This is a genomic window from Rothia sp. P4278, assembly GCF_048512945.1.
GTDB lineage: Bacteria > Actinomycetota > Actinomycetes > Actinomycetales > Micrococcaceae > Rothia.
Map to the genome: position 1 here is coordinate 1 of NZ_JBLXXU010000001.1, position 15,512 is coordinate 15,512.

General features: G+C 60.1%; 15 protein-coding genes. 9 read left to right on the forward strand and 6 right to left on the reverse strand.

The window, feature by feature from the left end; genetic code table 11:
• Positions 1-57: 57 nt before the first annotated feature.
• The 3 genes from ACN085_RS00005 to ACN085_RS00015 form a co-directional block, all read right to left on the reverse strand.
• Positions 58-282, reverse strand: a complete 225-nt coding sequence (locus tag ACN085_RS00005) for a DUF3107 domain-containing protein (RefSeq protein WP_419104637.1) — start codon at positions 280-282, stop codon at positions 58-60.
• A 126-nt stretch (positions 283-408) separates the two neighbouring features.
• Positions 409-1,053, reverse strand: a complete 645-nt coding sequence (locus ACN085_RS00010) for a TetR/AcrR family transcriptional regulator (protein WP_419110182.1) — start codon at positions 1,051-1,053, stop codon at positions 409-411.
• A 69-nt stretch (positions 1,054-1,122) separates the two neighbouring features.
• Positions 1,123-2,418, reverse strand: a complete 1,296-nt coding sequence (locus ACN085_RS00015) for a glutamyl-tRNA reductase (protein ID WP_419100588.1) — start codon at positions 2,416-2,418, stop codon at positions 1,123-1,125.
• A gap of 233 nt (positions 2,419-2,651) precedes the next feature.
• On the opposite strand from ACN085_RS00015, the gene hemE reads away from it, so the two are divergent.
• The 8 genes from hemE (at position 2,652) to hemL (ending at position 11,786) form a co-directional block, all read left to right on the forward strand.
• Positions 2,652-3,782: a uroporphyrinogen decarboxylase gene (gene hemE / locus ACN085_RS00020; RefSeq protein WP_419110183.1), complete on the forward strand. Its 1,131-nt coding sequence runs from the start codon at positions 2,652-2,654 to the stop codon at positions 3,780-3,782.
• A gap of 8 nt (positions 3,783-3,790) precedes the next feature.
• On the forward strand, positions 3,791-5,266 hold the full coding sequence (gene hemG, locus ACN085_RS00025; RefSeq protein WP_419110184.1) for a protoporphyrinogen oxidase: 1,476 nt from the start codon (positions 3,791-3,793) through the stop codon (positions 5,264-5,266).
• Positions 5,267-5,298: 32 nt separating this feature from the next.
• A complete protein-coding gene (gene hemQ / locus ACN085_RS00030; protein ID WP_419110185.1) occupies positions 5,299-6,075 on the forward strand; it encodes a hydrogen peroxide-dependent heme synthase in 777 nt (258 codons plus the stop codon).
• Complete coding sequence (locus ACN085_RS00035; RefSeq protein WP_419100584.1) at positions 6,076-7,398, forward strand: ferrochelatase; 1,323 nt, start codon at positions 6,076-6,078, stop codon at positions 7,396-7,398. It begins immediately after the preceding gene.
• A gap of 106 nt (positions 7,399-7,504) precedes the next feature.
• A complete protein-coding gene (hemC, locus tag ACN085_RS00040; RefSeq protein ID WP_419110186.1) occupies positions 7,505-8,518 on the forward strand; it encodes a hydroxymethylbilane synthase in 1,014 nt (337 codons plus the stop codon).
• Positions 8,515-9,357: a uroporphyrinogen-III synthase gene (locus ACN085_RS00045; protein ID WP_419110187.1), complete on the forward strand. Its 843-nt coding sequence runs from the start codon at positions 8,515-8,517 to the stop codon at positions 9,355-9,357. Before hemC ends, ACN085_RS00045 begins: the two co-directional genes overlap by 4 nt.
• Before the next feature lie 13 nt (positions 9,358-9,370).
• Complete coding sequence (hemB, locus tag ACN085_RS00050; RefSeq protein WP_419110188.1) at positions 9,371-10,381, forward strand: porphobilinogen synthase; 1,011 nt, start codon at positions 9,371-9,373, stop codon at positions 10,379-10,381.
• A 79-nt stretch (positions 10,382-10,460) separates the two neighbouring features.
• The gene (gene hemL / locus ACN085_RS00055) at positions 10,461-11,786 is read left to right on the forward strand and encodes a glutamate-1-semialdehyde 2,1-aminomutase (RefSeq protein WP_419110189.1); all 1,326 of its coding nucleotides are present in this window, start codon (positions 10,461-10,463) and stop codon (positions 11,784-11,786) included.
• Positions 11,787-11,908: 122 nt separating this feature from the next.
• Here the strand turns inward: hemL and ACN085_RS00060 are convergent, their stop codons facing one another.
• The gene (locus ACN085_RS00060) at positions 11,909-13,246 is read right to left on the reverse strand and encodes a threonine/serine ThrE exporter family protein (RefSeq protein WP_419110190.1); all 1,338 of its coding nucleotides are present in this window, start codon (positions 13,244-13,246) and stop codon (positions 11,909-11,911) included.
• Between the two features lie 99 nt (positions 13,247-13,345).
• Complete coding sequence (locus tag ACN085_RS00065; protein WP_419110191.1) at positions 13,346-14,215, reverse strand: DMT family transporter; 870 nt, start codon at positions 14,213-14,215, stop codon at positions 13,346-13,348.
• A gap of 50 nt (positions 14,216-14,265) precedes the next feature.
• Here ACN085_RS00065 and ACN085_RS00070 point away from each other — a divergent pair, with 50 nt between their 5' ends.
• Positions 14,266-14,760, forward strand: a complete 495-nt coding sequence (locus ACN085_RS00070) for a MarR family winged helix-turn-helix transcriptional regulator (RefSeq protein ID WP_419100573.1) — start codon at positions 14,266-14,268, stop codon at positions 14,758-14,760.
• Here ACN085_RS00070 and ACN085_RS00075 read toward each other — a convergent pair.
• Positions 14,757-15,446, reverse strand: a complete 690-nt coding sequence (locus ACN085_RS00075; RefSeq protein ID WP_419100572.1) for a 3'-5' exonuclease — start codon at positions 15,444-15,446, stop codon at positions 14,757-14,759. The genes ACN085_RS00070 and ACN085_RS00075 overlap by 4 nt on opposite strands.
• Positions 15,447-15,512: the final 66 nt, after the last annotated feature.

A 15,512-nucleotide genomic window follows, 5' to 3' on the forward strand; every position in this document is an offset into this window, starting at 1 on the left:
TGCGCGGCCCGCCGTGGGCCCCCCGCGCCCCGGCCCTCTATGCCGAAACATGGGTGTTTAGCCGATGCCAAAACCTACCCGGTGCTTGGACTCAATACCCAGCTCCACAAAGCCAATTTGAGCCCCGGGAACTAGGGTTGTGGCGCCCTTGGAGTCGGTCAGTTCCAGCAGGCCTCCGGTCTGCAGAGCTTCTGCCACCTTAGCGCGAACCTGCTCGGCGCTTTCATCAGATTCGATAACGACCTGGGTGGGAACGTTCAGTACACCAATTTTGATTTCCACGGGATACTTCCTTCGGTTTGGGCCCACCTGGCGCGGGCTCTGGCAGTGTTCCTCAGTCTACGGCAGGGGAGCGGCAGCTCGTGGCAGGTTTCGGTCTGAGCTGACAAGCACGCGGGGTAGGCCCGCCTACTCCCAATCTTCGTCAATAATTGAGATGCCACCCCAGGCAAGCCGGAAAACAGCTCTCTCGGCAAGCGCTAGCTGCTCAGCAGAAGTTTCGGTGCCTACCACCATGTGAGCGGCGGCCTGCGTCATGCCGGTGAGCATGCGAGCAGTCATCATAGCTTCGCTAAAGTCCATGCCTGCATTGGGTGCCAGAACATATGCGATGTGCTCAGCGATCCGGGTGTGCATGCTCTCGATACGTTCTTGAACAGCAAAATCCGTCTGGATATCAGACTCAAAAATAATGCGGTAACCCACCACATTGGTGCGCGCGAAATTAAAGAAAGCCTCGATAACGCCTTTGACGCGTTCCTTATTGACGTTGGTTCCGTGCAAGGGGCTAACAAGGTTTGTAAGGAGCAGTTCAATCTGTTCATCGAGAACAGCTAGGTAAAGATCCCTCTTACCAGTGAAATGCTGATAGAGCACAGGCTTAGTGACCTGCGATGCCGAAGCAATATGATCCATGGTGGTGCAGTGGTAGCCCTGGGAAGCAAAAACGCGGGCCGCATTGCTAATCAGCTGTTGGCGACGTAAATCTTTGGGTAGGCGACTAATCCCGTTAGAATCGCCCTGAGCTGGCTGGTCGGGAAAGTATGCGGACATTGTGTGTGGCCGGACCTCTGGAACGGTGGATGTGGACAAGGCTAAAGCGGCCCTTGGCGTGGCCGCTCGCTAGGAGGCATCGGTTTGAGGCGATACCTCGTCAGCGGAGTTCTCTTGAACTTCGATGCCGTAAAGAGCTTCTAGCGCTGCCACATATTCATCGGTCCTACCGTCACGTGCCAACTCACGGGCTCGAACGGTGGGCGTATGTAACAGCGACTTGACCATGCGACGCATGGCCAGCTCAAGCTGCTCGGTAGCGGCAGTGCAACCGTACTGATTATGTACCTTCGCTACCTCGGCATCAAGCACACTCATGGTGTGCTGCCTCAGAGCAACAATAGCAGCGTCTACACTGCGAGCCTTCTCTTTGACGGAAAACTCGGCAGCTTCTTCGTCCACAATTGTGCGGGCAGTATTAACCGACTCCACGGTTTCTTCGGGGGCGGCCAGGCGCACCGACTCCAGCGTGATGAGCTCGACCTGGGGAAGATCAGCTACCTCCGGAGCAAAGTCCCTGGTCAGGGCCAGGTCGAGGATAACGCGCTTTCCTTCGGGAATCTCAATGGGAAGCATGGGTGAAGCGCCACCAGAGCACCCAATAATGATGTCCGCCTTTCGCATCTGCTCATGGAGCTGGCCGTGGGGGACGGCAAAAACGCCTCGTTTGTCGGCAAAAGTAGCTGCACGATGAGAACGCGAATAAATCCAGATATCGCTGGTTCCCCTGCTGTGCAAGGCCGCTACAGTCGCGCCAGCGTAGGCTCCGGTGCCAAAAACCAGCACCCGACGATCCTGCCAGGACTTCTCGGCCACCTCATCTGCCATATCAAGGGCAACAGAAACAATAGAACGACCGCGCGAACCCAATAATGTGCGCTGGCCAACCTTACGAGCAGTCTGCGCGCCGTGGTCAAAAAGCCTGACCAGGTTGCCTGTAGCCCGCCCCTTATCTTGCGCTAAGGTAAGGGCCCTGCGAACCTGGCCGGTAATTTCGCGCTCGCCAACCACAGCGGACTCAAGGCCAGAAGCCACAGTGAAAAGGTGGTGGGCGGCATCGGCATTGACCAGAATGTCGAAGCTATTCTCAACGATGTCGTAGGAGAGGCCGGAACCTCTAGCAATCAGCTCAAAGATACGCTCAGCAACTGTGATGACATCGTTGCTGATGTTTTGCTCGGTAGCGCCCGGTTTGCTGGGGATTTCTGCGTAGAGTTCGAGCCGATTGCAGGTAGACAAAATAACCTCACCACGAACACCGGTTTTCTCAAGGTTTCGCTGAATTTTCTCAACTCCTTCGCTGAGAAAAGCCACGGTGGTGAGGTCAACAGAGCGATGCGATGCTACAAGGCTAAAAATGGTCACAACGTCTCTATCATAAGGGGGTAAATGAGCTTTATCGCTGACAGTCTGTCACTAAGGTTCTCAAAAGTGGCCTGAAGTGTGCAAATATGGGGCAAAAGGTTCTTCGAAAGTTGTCAATTATTTATGCGTTTCCCTCGGCTAGCCCCTGTGAAAAGAAGCATCCACCCCTGCACCGGCGACTCAACGACAGTTTGTCTCTAAAGTTTTGGCATAAACTTGGCAGAATGGAAGATATGAGTCAGACCAATACCGCCCCCCTGCGTCAGCGCGCCCTACTTACCGATGAGCAGCTCGCCCATCTACCCACCCATCACCCTCTCAAAACCGCACAAACCGGTGAGTCCGCCATGATTCGCACCCTCACCGGCCGCTCCGCAGATCACTCACCGGTCTGGTTCATGCGCCAGGCAGGGCGCTCCCTGCCCGAATACCGCCAGATACGCGAGGGAATCCCCATGCTTGATTCCTGCCTCAACCCTGAGTTAGCCGCTGAGATTACCCTCCAGCCGGTTCGCCGCCACGGTGTCGATGCCGCTATCTTCTTCTCCGACATCGTTATCCCCATGAAGCTTGCGGGTGTCGGCGTAGATATCGTGCCCGGGCGCGGCCCCGTCCTCGATGCCCCCGTGCGCACCCTTGAAGACATCAAAAATCTGCCCGAGCTTGAAGACTCAGCACTTGATCCCATCCGTCAAGCAGTAGCCCTAACCGTTGAGCAGCTGGGGTCCACCCCGCTCATCGGGTTTGCCGGTGCCCCTTTCACCGTGGCCGCCTACATGGTCGAAGGCGGGCCCTCGCGCGACCACCTGCGCCCGCGCACCATGATGCATGCAAACCCAGAAGCCTGGGAAGCTCTGGGTCAGTGGGCCGCCCGCACCTCAGCCCAGTTCCTTGCCGCCCAGATCGAGGCTGGCGCATCGGCCGTCCAGCTCTTTGACTCCTGGGCCGGCTCCCTAGGCCAAGCTGACTACCGCCGCTTCGTCCAGCCCCACTCAGCTGCCACCCTGGCCGCCATTGAGCACTACGGTGTGCCCCGCATTCACTTTGGTACCGGCACCGCCGAACTGCTACCGGCCATGCTCGAGGCCGGCGCAGACGTTATCGGCGTGGACTACCGTCTTTCCCTGTCTGAAGCCCAGCGCAGACTCGGCGGCGGCATTGTCCTGCAGGGCAATATCGACCCCGCCCTGCTAGCCTCAGGTTGGGATGCCTTGGCCGCACACACCGACAGTGTTCTTGAAGAAGGTCGTTGCGCCCCGGCCCACGTGGTCAACCTGGGACACGGCGTACCGCCCACCACCGATCCCACCGTACTAACCAGACTCGTCGAATACATCCACACCCAGACCCGCAAGGCTAGCTGAGGCAGGCAATGGCACAGGAATTACACGGCAGCAGACCGCAGAACACCGCCCTGGTGATTGGCGGTGGAGTCTCGGGCCTCTTAGCCGCCCGCCAACTCGCCCAAGCCGGTAAAAAAGTGACTCTGGTGGAACGCGAAAGCCACCTGGGTGGCGCTGTCGGTGCCCACCAGCTTGCAGGGCTGGTGCTGGACTCCGGTGCTGAATCCTTTGCAACTCGCACCACAGCGGTCAAAGATTTGCTGACCGAGCTGGGCCTAGCTGACCGTATCGTCACCCCTCAGCCACGCGGTTCCTGGCTCTACCTGCCCCAGGGAGCTTTTCCCTCACCGTCCACCGGTGTGCTGGGTATCCCCGGTAGCTTTGATGACCCAGCCTTCAAAAAGATTCTGGACCGATCCGGCTACCGGCGAGCCAAACTGGACATGGTTCTGCCCCGCTCCGCAGGTACCCACGCCAAAACGCTGGGCGACCTGGTCCGTATCCGCATGGGCCAGCAGGTTCTGGACCGACTCGTTGCTCCCGTCGTTTCGGGCGTTCACGCTGTGCACCCTGATCAGCTAGAAATTGCAACCATCGCCCCCGGCCTGCTTGAGGGTCTTAAAGAACTGGGATCCCTAGCTGCCGCGTCGGCCCGTATGCGGGCAGCCTCACCGGCAGGATCCCAGATCGCAGGCATCGAGGGCGGCATGAACCAGCTCTCCGAGGCACTGGTCGATGAACTGCTACGGCACCGGGTACGTATTGTGACCGGCTTTGACACCATCGCCGTTGACCGTGACCCCGTCACCGGCGCCTGGACTGCTATCCAGCGCCAGCCCGAATACGGCGAGAAATCGGCCATGATTCACAGTGAACTCCTGGTGGTAGCAACCGATGCCCAAACCAGCATTCGCCTGCTTGGGCCTCACCTGCCTGCCTCGTCCTTACCTCCCATCACACCCGGCCCCGAGGTCGCACTGGTTTCCCTGGTCCTTGACCAACCAGCACTGGACTCAGCCCCCCGCGGAACCGGACTGCTGGTCAGCGAAGCCGTCACAACGGTCCGTGCCAAGGCTCTGACCCACGCCACCGCCAAATGGGACTGGGTCGCAGAAAAAGCGGGGGAGGGCCGCCACCTGGTCCGTCTCTCCTACGGGCGTGGTAAGGAACACGACACCTCACCCCTCTCAGAGCTAGCCTTGCACGATGATCAACTCGTTACCCTGGCCCTGCACGATGCCGGTCAGCTCCTGGGCGTTCCCATCAGTAAGAGCCAGCTGGTAGCCGCCGACGTAGTGCGCTGGCCAAGCGCCCTACCGGCTACCGCACCCGGGCACCGCCAACGGGTCGCCGGATTCCGCTCGGCTCTCGAAGACCTACCGGGGGCTACCGCAGTGGGAGCCTGGATCGCCGGCACCGGTTTAGCTGCCGTGACTGCAGACACACAAGCTCATATCCGCAGCTTTGCAGAACGCAAGAAGCCCACTGCATCCCACAAGGACTAACCATCACACCCCAGGACAGAAAGGTCCCCTCAATGTCACACCCCACCGCACAGCAGGGCCACGGCACTACAGGCCACGGATCACACCCCGGCCAGCCCCAGAAGGTTCAGGGGCAGGTTCCCGGTGCACCCGCCGAGGGCGATTCCCAGCTCTACTATGCCCTCTACACCGTTTTCGCCCGCGACACCGCACCTGTAGCTGATGTAACCGGTGCTGCCGCCACCGCCGAACTCGAACAGCTCGAAGAAGCCCTTAAAGCAGAGGGCGTAACCCTGCGAGGCTTCTACGATGTCTCGGCTATGCGCGATAACGCAGACATCATGGTCTGGATTCACGGCGAGAAGCCAGAAGCCCTGCAAGCCGCTGTCCGTGAAATCCGCCGCACCGCCGCTTTCTCCGGCACCAAAATTGTCTGGTCCACCATGGGTGTTCACCGCGATGCCGAGTTCACCCGCCAGCACGCCCCCTGCTTTGCCAAGGGGATCGCTCCCGAAGCCTGGGTCTGCGTCTACCCCTTCGTACGTTCCTGGGACTGGTACTACATGAACGCCGAACGCCGTGCCGAAATGCTTAAGAACCACGGTATGAAGGGGCGGGACTTCCCCCAGGTCCTGGCCAACACTATCGCCACTTTCGGCCTGAACGACTACGAATGGGTCCTGGCTCTTGAAGCCCCAGAACTGGTAGATTTGGTCGATATGATGCGTCACTTCCGAAATACCGAGGCCCGCCTCTACGTCCGCGAAGAGACCCCCTTTTACACCGGTCGCCGTATCCCGGCGGCAGAGATTGTGCAGGTACTTGCCTAAATGACTACTCAAATTCCTCAAGATATTATTCCCAACCTGACCGACCCTAACAACACTGCATCTAACGGCCCCGCCACACTAGATCAGACTACTTTGGGTTCTTACCACGGCGAAGAGAATCTGACCCGCCCTCGCGCTTCGGTCCCTGTTGACTACGACCTGGTCATCCTTTCTTCCTTCGGCGGCCCCGAAGGCCAGGAGGATGTGATTCCCTTCCTGCGTAATGTTACCGCCGGGCGCGGTATCCCCGACGAACGCCTGGAAGAGGTAGCAACCCACTACCGCGCCAATGGGGGAGTCTCACCCATCAACGCCCAGAACCGTGCCCTGCTTGGGGCCCTCCAAGAAGCTCTGGCCGAAAAAGGCCCAGATATTGAAATTACCTGGGCTAACCGCAACTGGGATCCCTACGTGCCAGATGTCGTTGAAGATGCCTACCGGCGCGGTAAACGCAAAATCTTGGTCTTAGCAACCAGTGCTTACCCCGGCTACTCATCCTGCCGCCAATACCGGGAGGACTACGGCCTTGCCCTAGAAAAATTGGGCTTAGAAGGCAAGTTACAGATTGACAAGGTCAGGCAGTTCTTTGACACCCCCGGCTTTATCACACCCTTTGTTGAGGGACTAGTTGAGGGCCTCAAAGACGTACGCGCTCGCCTGACTCAGACCCAGAAGCCTGCCGCCGGTAACGGTAAAATTCGTGTGATGTTCTGCACCCACTCGGTCCCTACCAGCGCCGCAAACGAAGCAGGCCCACGCGGGGTGGACTACGAAGGCGGCAGTGCCTATGTAGAAAAGCATCTGCAGGCCGCCCGCGCGGTTTTGTCCGGCGTTCAGCAGATTGACCCCGATCTGCTGGATAAGGTGGATTGGGAGCTGGTCTACCAGTCCCGTTCTGGCCCGCCCACCATGCCCTGGCTTGAACCGGATGTCAACGATGCCCTTGAGGCTCTCGAAGGTGCAGTAGATGGCGTGGTTCTAGTTCCCCTGGGATTCGTCTCAGACCATATGGAGGTCATGTGGGATCTTGATACTGAGGCTTTGGATACCTGCGAACGCCTCGGCTTTGTAGCCACGCGCACCCCGACCCCCGGCACTCACCCCGCCTATGTGGAAGGCCTGCGCCAGCTGATTGCTGAGCGTGTTGCCTCCACCGCTCCGGCTCAGGATGCCCAAGGCGTGCAAGAAGCCAGAGACAGTGTCTGCGGTGGCAAGGGTTGGTTTGACTTCTGCAATCCCAACTGTTGCAAATCTACCCGCCCAGGCTCTGAGAAGCCCGTGATTGCCAACTACACCGGCGACATCACCGGCGGAACCCGCTAAGAAAGCACAGGCACCGATTGGCTCCTTACCCTACTGGCCCCGGTTCCCGTCTAGGGGACCGGGGCAGGGTAGTCTAGAGGACCCAAAAAACAACGAGGATTCAGCGATGGTAGCTCAGCACTACAGGGTGGGCACACGAGGCTCAGCCCTGGCAACCACCCAGACAGCCTGGGCCGTGGAGCAGATACGCTCAGCAACCGGCCTAGTTTTGGACACCGTTACGGTGAAAACGGAAGGGGACGTCTTGACCGGCCCCCTATCGCAACTGGGTGGCACCGGTGTCTTCGCCGCGACCCTGCGTTGCCGCCTGCTGGAGGGGGAGGTTGATCTTGCCGTGCACTCCCTCAAAGATTTACCGAGTGCTCCCTGCCCAGGGCTAACCGTAGCCGCAACACCCCTGCGTGAAGACCCTCGGGATGCCCTGTGCGCTCGTGACGGACTGACCCTAGATACTCTGCCAGCCCGGGCCCGGGTGGGGACCGGCTCACCGCGCCGTGCCGCTCAGCTCTTGGCCCTGCGCCCCGACCTAACCATCGTCGATATTCGCGGCAATGTGGGCACCCGCCTGGCCCGGGTGGCCGGGAATGAAGCCTATGGGGTGGGCGCTCACGGCCTGCACGGCGAGAAGAAACTGGGCGCTATCACCGGTGACTGCGACGCTGTGGTACTGGCCGCCGCTGGCCTGCGCCGACTGGGCCTGGAAAAGACCATTACCGAGTACCTCGATACCGACCGGGTGCTCCCGGCCCCCGGGCAGGGCGCCCTCGCCCTGGAAATTCGTTCTAAGGAACTTGAGGGGGCGGAAAAAACTGCCTTGGGTACCGCTGTGCTGGCGGTTAACCACACTAAGACCCAGCTTGCTGTGACTGCTGAGCGTGCTCTGCTCCGTCGTCTTGAAGCCGGGTGCGCCGCGCCTATTGGGGCCTACGCTCAGGTCAAGAGCGGTCAGCTCGAACTTTCGGTGGCCGTTGCCAACCCCGCAGGAACCCAAGTCATGCGACATAGGGTAGCTACCGCCACGCTCAGCCCAGAAACCGCCTACGAGCTGGGGGTGCGTGCAGCTGAGGAATTACTGGCAGATGGCGCTGCTGAGCTGGCAGGGTTAGGAGAACAAAAATGAGCACCTACCTGATTACCAGAACCCCTCATCAGGCCGCCGCTTTTACCCGTCAAGTCCAGGCCCACGACCCCGCCGCTCGGGTGCTGTGCGCACCCGTCCTCCAGGCGGTTGCCCGCCAACCTGAGGACTGGGAAGAAATCGCCTTTGCCCTGGTGCGCGGTGAGTTTTCCTGGGTCACTTTCACCTCTGCCAACGGGGTGCTGGGCCTTGAAAAACTGGCCCAAGAGATTGGTCAGCCCCTGGTTCAGCTCCTGGGAGCAGCCCAGATCGCGGCGGTTGGCCGGGCTACCGAAGCCGCCCTGACCGAACGCGGCCTGCTGGTTGATTTTGTTCCCCACACCCAGTCTGCCGCCGGCATGATTGAAGAATGGCTAATTGACGAAGAGTGGGAAGACCCCACCACCGAAAAGGTCCTGGCCGTGCAGGGTACTACCGCCAGCCCCGTCCTTGAAGATGGCCTGACCGATTACGGCTACACTGTTGCTCCGCTGGCCGTCTACGACATGGTGCCCTACCCGGCTGACCTGCCCCTAGCCGAACCCGAAGATACCCAGGATTCTCAGGCCCAGGACGATGCTGTGGCCCTCACGCTGGAGCAGGCCCGGGAAGCCCTGGCAGAAGTGGACGTTCTGGTAGCGACTTCACCCCTGCTCCTGAAAACCCTAGCCCGGTCGGTTAGTTTTGCCCTACCGCCCACCGTCGCTATTGGTGCCAGCACCCGGGCTGCGGCGGAGGCCCTGACCCAGCCTGCCCGCCCGCAGAAGATTTCGGTAGCTACCAGCCCCGCCCCGGCAGACCTGGCAACAGCCGCCTTCTTAGCCTCCCAGCCCGCATCCTAGAGAGTACAAAACAGTGTTCCAGCCTTCATCCTTACCCGTCCGCCCCCGCCGCCTGCGCACCACTGCCCCCATGCGGGCGCTGACCGCAGAAACCGCCCTGACCCCTGCCAACCTGGTCCAGGTTCTCTTTGTACGCGACGGCATCGACGCCCCGGTCGCCATTGAATCCATGCCCGGCCAGTACCAGCACACCCTAGACACCGTCATTGGTGAGGTCCAAAAGGCCGTGGATGCCGGTGTGCGCTGTATCGACCTCTTTGGTGTTCCCCGCGACCAAGATAAGGACGCTATCGGCTCTGCCGCCTGGGCACCGGAGGGCATTCTCAACCGCGCTATCGCCACTGTGCGCCAGCACTTCGGGGACTCCGTGGTTGTTATGGCCGACACCTGCCTGGACGAGTTCACCGACCACGGCCACTGCGGCCCGCTGACCACCGACTCCCAGGGTAATACCGTGGTTGATAACGATGCGGCGGTAGAGGCCTACTGTAAGATGGCTGTTTCCCAGGCACAAGCCGGTGCTCACACGGTCAGCCCCTCGGGCATGATGGACGGCCAAATCGCCGCCATGCGTACCGCCCTAGACCAGGCCGGCTTCACCGATGTCTCTATCCTGGCCTACTCCGCCAAGTACGCCTCTGCCTTCTTTGGTCCCTTCCGCGAGGCGGTAGGTTCCAGCTTCACCGGGGACCGCAAGACCTACCAGCAGGATCCCGCCAACCGCCGCGAATCCCTCTACGAGGTTCAGCTTGATATTGAGCAGGGCGCCGATATGGTCATGATTAAACCGGCTACCGCCTACCTGGACATCGTGCGGGAGGTTGCTGACTTCTCACCCGTGCCGGTGGCCGCCTACCAGGTCTCGGGGGAGTACGCCATGATTGAGGCCGCCGCCGCCGCTGGCTGGATTGACCGTAAGGCCGTAGCCCTAGAAGCCCTTATGGGGATTCGCCGGGCCGGTGCCTCCATTATCCTCACCTACTACGCCACAGATGCCGCTACCTGGTTGCGCCAGAAGCCCTAGCGGGTTAGCTTAGATTCAGACTCACCGGGGCGCTCTTGCCATACCGAGCGCGCCGTCCCCACGAAAGGAAGCCCGGTCAATGACCGTCTCTGAAGAACTTTTTGCCCGCTCCACCCAGGTTATTCCCGGTGGCGTGAACTCCCCGGTTCGTGCCTTTAACTCGGTGGGTGGCACCCCCGCTTTTATGGTGGAGGCGTCCGGCCCCTACCTGACCGATGCCGATGGCCACAACTATGTCGATTTGGTCTGCTCCTGGGGCCCAGCCCTGCTGGGGCACAAACACTCCGCCGTTATCGAGGCGGTGCACGCCGCTGTGGAACACGGCCTATCTTTTGGCGCTTCGACCGCCGCCGAAACCGAACTGGCCGAGCTGGTGGTCAACCGTATTAACGCTGTTGCACCGGGCACTATAGACCAGGTGCGCATGGTTTCCACCGGCACCGAAGCCACCATGACCGCTATCCGCCTGGCACGCGGCTACACCGGCCGCGACAAGATCATCAAGTTTGCTGGCTGCTACCACGGCCACGTGGACGCTCTGCTCTCCGAGGCGGGCTCGGGTGTTGCCACCCTCTCCCTGCCCGGCTCCGCAGGTGTTACCGCCGCAACCGCGGCTGAGACTATCGTCCTGCCCTACAACGACGAAGAGGCTGTGCGCGCGGCCTTTGCCGCCCACCCCGGCCAGATTGCCGCCATCATCACCGAGGCCGCCCCCTGCAACATGGGCGTGGTGTCTCCCGGCGAGGGATTTAACGCTTTTCTGCGCCAGGTCACCAGCGAGAACGGCGCTCTGCTGATTTTTGATGAGGTGCTGACCGGATTCCGCGTCTCCTCTGCTGGCTACTGGGGCTACTCCGCTCCTTCCGAGGGTAACTGGGCCCCCGATATTTTCACCTTTGGCAAGGTTATTGGTGGAGGCATGCCTACTGCGGCTCTGGGCGGTAAGCGCCAGGTGATGGAGTATCTGGCACCGACCGGCCCGGTCTACCAGGCGGGCACTCTCTCGGGTAACCCGATTGCTATGGCCGCTGGCCTGGCAACGCTTAGGGCCGCCGATGACTCGGTCTACGCCACCATTGATGCCCGTTCGGCCCAGCTTCAGCAGGCCCTGACCGAGGCTCTGAATGCCGCCGGTGTAAACCACTCGCTCCAGCGGGCGGGCAACCTGTTCTCGGTTGCTTTTGGTACCGCTGAGACCGGTGTGCACAACTACGAGGATATTAAGAACTCGCAGACCTACCGTTACAATGCTTTCTTCCATTCCATGCTCAAGTCCGGTGTCTACCTGCCCCCGAGTGCCTATGAGGCCTGGTTCCTCTCTGCCGCGCATGACGATGCGGCCATGGATCGGATTATCTCGGCCCTGCCTGCGGCAGCGGAAGCCGCTGCACAGGCTGTGGCCTAAAGGCTAAGAACTAGCTAGACCAGCTCAGGACGGGGCCAGAGGTCCCCGCCGTAGAGCCTAGAAGCCCCGCACCGGTAAAAGACCGGGGCGGGGCTTCGTTTCTCAAAGATGTGTACAGGGTTTTAACGCATGTGCTCCTTGGAGAGCGCCCCCAGGTTCTGGGTGTCCCGGTCGTAGAGCCAGTCACGGTCCATGAGCAGGCGGGAGAAAGCCAGCCCCATTCCCAGGGCAAGGAAAATCAGCAGAACCCGCACCAGACTGTTGAGAGCCTGAGCCACATCTCCGTTGGAGAAATGGGCCATGGACATGTAGAACATGACCCCCGGGACCATGGTGACAGCCGCCGGGACAGACAGAGAGATACGGGAGAATCGCCGCTGGTAAAGCGGGGTAATAACCTCAGATAGCACACCCGCCGTAAAGACAGCCAGGGCAATAGCCAGGTGCGGTGCCCAGCCTGCCTCGGTGAGCCAGATCCTGCCGGGGTTCACCAGGGCCGCTATCAGCCCCGCCCAAGTACAGGCCAGGGGAGTGGCAGAGAAAAGCATGGCGAAGCCGTAGGCGGCGGTGAAACTGGCCAGTACCTGCAAAATGATAAGCCCAGGCAGGGGCAGATGAGGCGGCGGAGCCTGTTCCAGGGGCAGACTAAAGAGTAGAGCCACCAGCCAGACTGCACCCGAGGCACTGGTGAGTAGCAGAGTGACATAGGTGAGCCTAGAGATGCCCGAGGCGAAATCCATGCGGGCTATATCCAAGAGGCCCGTGACCAGTGGGAAGCCCGGAACCAGGTAGAGGACCGAGGAGATAAAGCCGACCAGGTGGTTATCGGCTATCAGCCCCGGCAGAATCAGGGCGTTCATGGTTGCCACATACAGACCAGCCGAGAGTAGGCCGCACAGGAGCCAGACCGCCATATGGTTCATACCCTTGTGCACGAGTTTGGAGCGTAGCAACTGCCCCGCGAAGGCTGAAAGTAGGACCACCGCGCACTCAATGGGTCCGCCCCGGTTAAGGAAGGCGAAGCCGGCACAGGCCAGGCCAGCGGCCAGGGCGAGAAGCCAGGGCGCGTAGAGGGGCTTTTTCTTCTCAATACGGGTCAGTGTGGCTGCGGCTACGGCGGGGTCAATCTGCTCGGGTAGGGAGGACACAAAATCCCCGAGTAGGTCAATCTTGTAGGCGTTGATGCCCTTGGTGCGGGTTTCGGCGATTTCGGTGCGGAAGTGCTCACCGGCGTAGGCGGTGGTGGAGATTTCGGTGAAGGTGATGTGGGCGTGGTGCTCATCCAGCCCCACCGCTTTGGCCAGGCGGGCCATTGAGGCCTTAACCCGGTAAGCGCTAGCGCCCGATTTCATCAAGAGAAGACCTAGCTGCATGACTACCGCCGATTGGGCAACAAGGCGCTGGTGGGCGGTAGGGTTAGCCCCCATATAGATGCCGCCGGTGGGTGCTGGCTCGTTCACGGTCGTCCTTTGGGCTAGTTTGTGGGGTATTTCTCCTCTATCTAATCTAGTTGAGTCGTCCCCCTAAGTGGCCTCTCGAAGAGCGTGACGGTGTTTATTTTATGCCCTTGTGCGGGATAGACGGAGGGTGCCGGTGCCCCACATGATCCCGGTAAGGATGAGCAGGCAACCTAGCCCCTGGAAGAGGGTGAGTGATTCGCCCGCTAGCAGGGTACCCAGCAGGAGCCCGGTGAGCGGGTTGAGTAGCCCAATGATGCTGACCGTTGAAGCCTGTAGATGTGCCAGGCCACTGAACCAGCAGAGGTAGGCCACCACGCTTGCGAAGATGATGATGTAGGCATAACCGGCGTAGGTGACGGGTTCCTGTGGGGGTAGTGGCCCTTCTAGTACTAGAGCTAGCGGGAACAAAACCAAGCCGCCCGCAGTGAGTTGCCAGGCGGTGAAAGCGGCTGGTCCTACGGGTGGTTGCCAGCGGCGGGTGAGCACAAAGCCTAGCGCTGAGGTCAGCATGGCACAGGCCGATGCAACTAGGCCCAGAACATCGAGTGTCCCGCTGAACCCACCCAGGAGGAGAGCTACACCAATTATGCCCAAGATTCCACCCATCAGCTTAGGGGTGGTGATGCGCTCATTGAGGAGGAGTCGGGCCATGAGGATAGTGGCGATGGGAGAGAGCGCCATAATGAGTGCGGCGATACTGCTGGGCAGGCGACTACCGGCAAGATAAACCAGCACGAAGAAACCGGAGATGGTGAGGGAGCTAATAACCAGGGTTTTGAGCCACCAGATACCTCGGGGGAGCTGACGCGTGAAAAGGAGGAGAAGCAGGCCTGCTGGTAGGGCGCGAATTGCTGAGCCGGTGAGCGGATAGTCCATAGGCAGGAAATGCCGGGTCACATAGTAGGTGGAACCCCAGATAAGCGGGGCAATAGCGGTGATGAGAATCTTTGACCTAGAATTAACTTCCATGGAAGCAAAATTTACTTCCATGGAAGCTATCTGTCAATGGGAGGGTAAATATGGACCGGGTAGATTACATCCAAGAGCAATGGCGGCGTGAACGCCCAGAAATAGATTTAGCACCGCAGAGCATCATCGGGCGACTTCACCGGCTAGCTCGTTACCTAACCGAAGACATCACTGCTGTCTACCGAGAATACGGGCTCAACGAAGGGGAATTCGATATTCTCTGTACACTCAGGCGACAGGGAGCTCCCTACGAAATGCGGCCAGCTGATATAGCCTACGGAACTATGGTCACTACCGGGGGGACCAGTAAACGATTAGACCGGCTGGAAAAAGCAGGACTCGTAGAACGTACTAGTAGCCCGGAGCTTGATGGAAGGTCAAAGCTGGTCCGTCTTACCATGCGTGGCCTTGAGACAATTAATCGCGCCTTCGAAGCGCATATGGAGAATGAGAAACGACTGGTATCTCATTTCTCAAACGAGGAACGGGAACAACTCCAGAGCCTACTGACCCTGTGGCTGGGGCGCTACGAGGACTTGGGCTAGGCGTAGGTGCGCACCGGCCATTGGCCGGAAACCTCGGCCTGCTTGCCGATGCGGTTGAAGTAGTCCTGAAGCTCAGCGGCCTGCTCAGCAGCCCAGGTCACCTGGAGCTCGTGCAAGGCGGTTGCGGCTTGCTCAATCTCCGGGTACTCAAGGCTCATAGCGGTCAGGAGACGCTCGGCAGCCAACGCGTCGTCCTTAGATGTATGCGCGTTTTCCAGGTCCACCCCGTACTCACCGGCCAGCACCTCCAGGGTGCGCTTACCCTTCTTAAACTTGTGAACCCGCTTATTAATAACCAGGGGATCAAGAACCGGGTAGCAGGTCAGAGCTGGGTAGCCGTAGCGGGCCAGCTCCTGGTTAAGGACCGAAAAATCGTAGGAGGCGTTAAAAGCAATCACGGGGACACCATCGGCAAAGAGACCGCCAAGTGCCATAGCCACCTCGTAGGCTACTTTCTGGGCGGGTTGGCCGTGCTCACGGGCGTACTCGGTGGTGATGCCGTGGACCGCCGCCGCCTGCTCTGGGATCTCAACCCCGGGGTCAGCTAGCCACTCACCGGCGCGCAGAACCTCGCCCTCCGGGTCAACCAGCACCAAGGAAGCGGTGACGATGCGGGCAGTCTGCGGGTCAACGCCCGTGGTTTCAAGGTCAAAGGTGGCGCGGGGAAGCTCGGTCCAAGAAGTCATACTACCGATAGTAGCCGCTCAGCCCGCTCCGGCTAAATATTGGAGGGCACAATAGACGGCATGCTT

Bases quoted from the DNA above. Each gene is read 5' to 3' on its own strand.
- ACN085_RS00010 (WP_419110182.1), bottom strand. From the start codon at position 1,053: ATGTCCGCATACTTTCCCGACCAGCCAGCTCAGGGCGATTCTAACGGG.
- hemE (WP_419110183.1), top strand. From the start codon at position 2,652: ATGAGTCAGACCAATACCGCCCCCCTGCGTCAGCGCGCCCTACTTACC.
- hemG (WP_419110184.1), top strand. From the start codon at position 3,791: ATGGCACAGGAATTACACGGCAGCAGACCGCAGAACACCGCCCTGGTG.
- hemQ (WP_419110185.1), top strand. From the start codon at position 5,299: ATGTCACACCCCACCGCACAGCAGGGCCACGGCACTACAGGCCACGGA.
- ACN085_RS00035 (WP_419100584.1), top strand. From the start codon at position 6,076: ATGACTACTCAAATTCCTCAAGATATTATTCCCAACCTGACCGACCCT.
- hemC (WP_419110186.1), top strand. From the start codon at position 7,505: ATGGTAGCTCAGCACTACAGGGTGGGCACACGAGGCTCAGCCCTGGCA.
- ACN085_RS00045 (WP_419110187.1), top strand. From the start codon at position 8,515: ATGAGCACCTACCTGATTACCAGAACCCCTCATCAGGCCGCCGCTTTT.
- hemL (WP_419110189.1), top strand. From the start codon at position 10,461: ATGACCGTCTCTGAAGAACTTTTTGCCCGCTCCACCCAGGTTATTCCC.
- ACN085_RS00065 (WP_419110191.1), bottom strand. From the start codon at position 14,215: ATGGAAGTTAATTCTAGGTCAAAGATTCTCATCACCGCTATTGCCCCG.
- ACN085_RS00070 (WP_419100573.1), top strand. From the start codon at position 14,266: ATGGACCGGGTAGATTACATCCAAGAGCAATGGCGGCGTGAACGCCCA.
- ACN085_RS00075 (WP_419100572.1), bottom strand. From the start codon at position 15,446: ATGACTTCTTGGACCGAGCTTCCCCGCGCCACCTTTGACCTTGAAACC.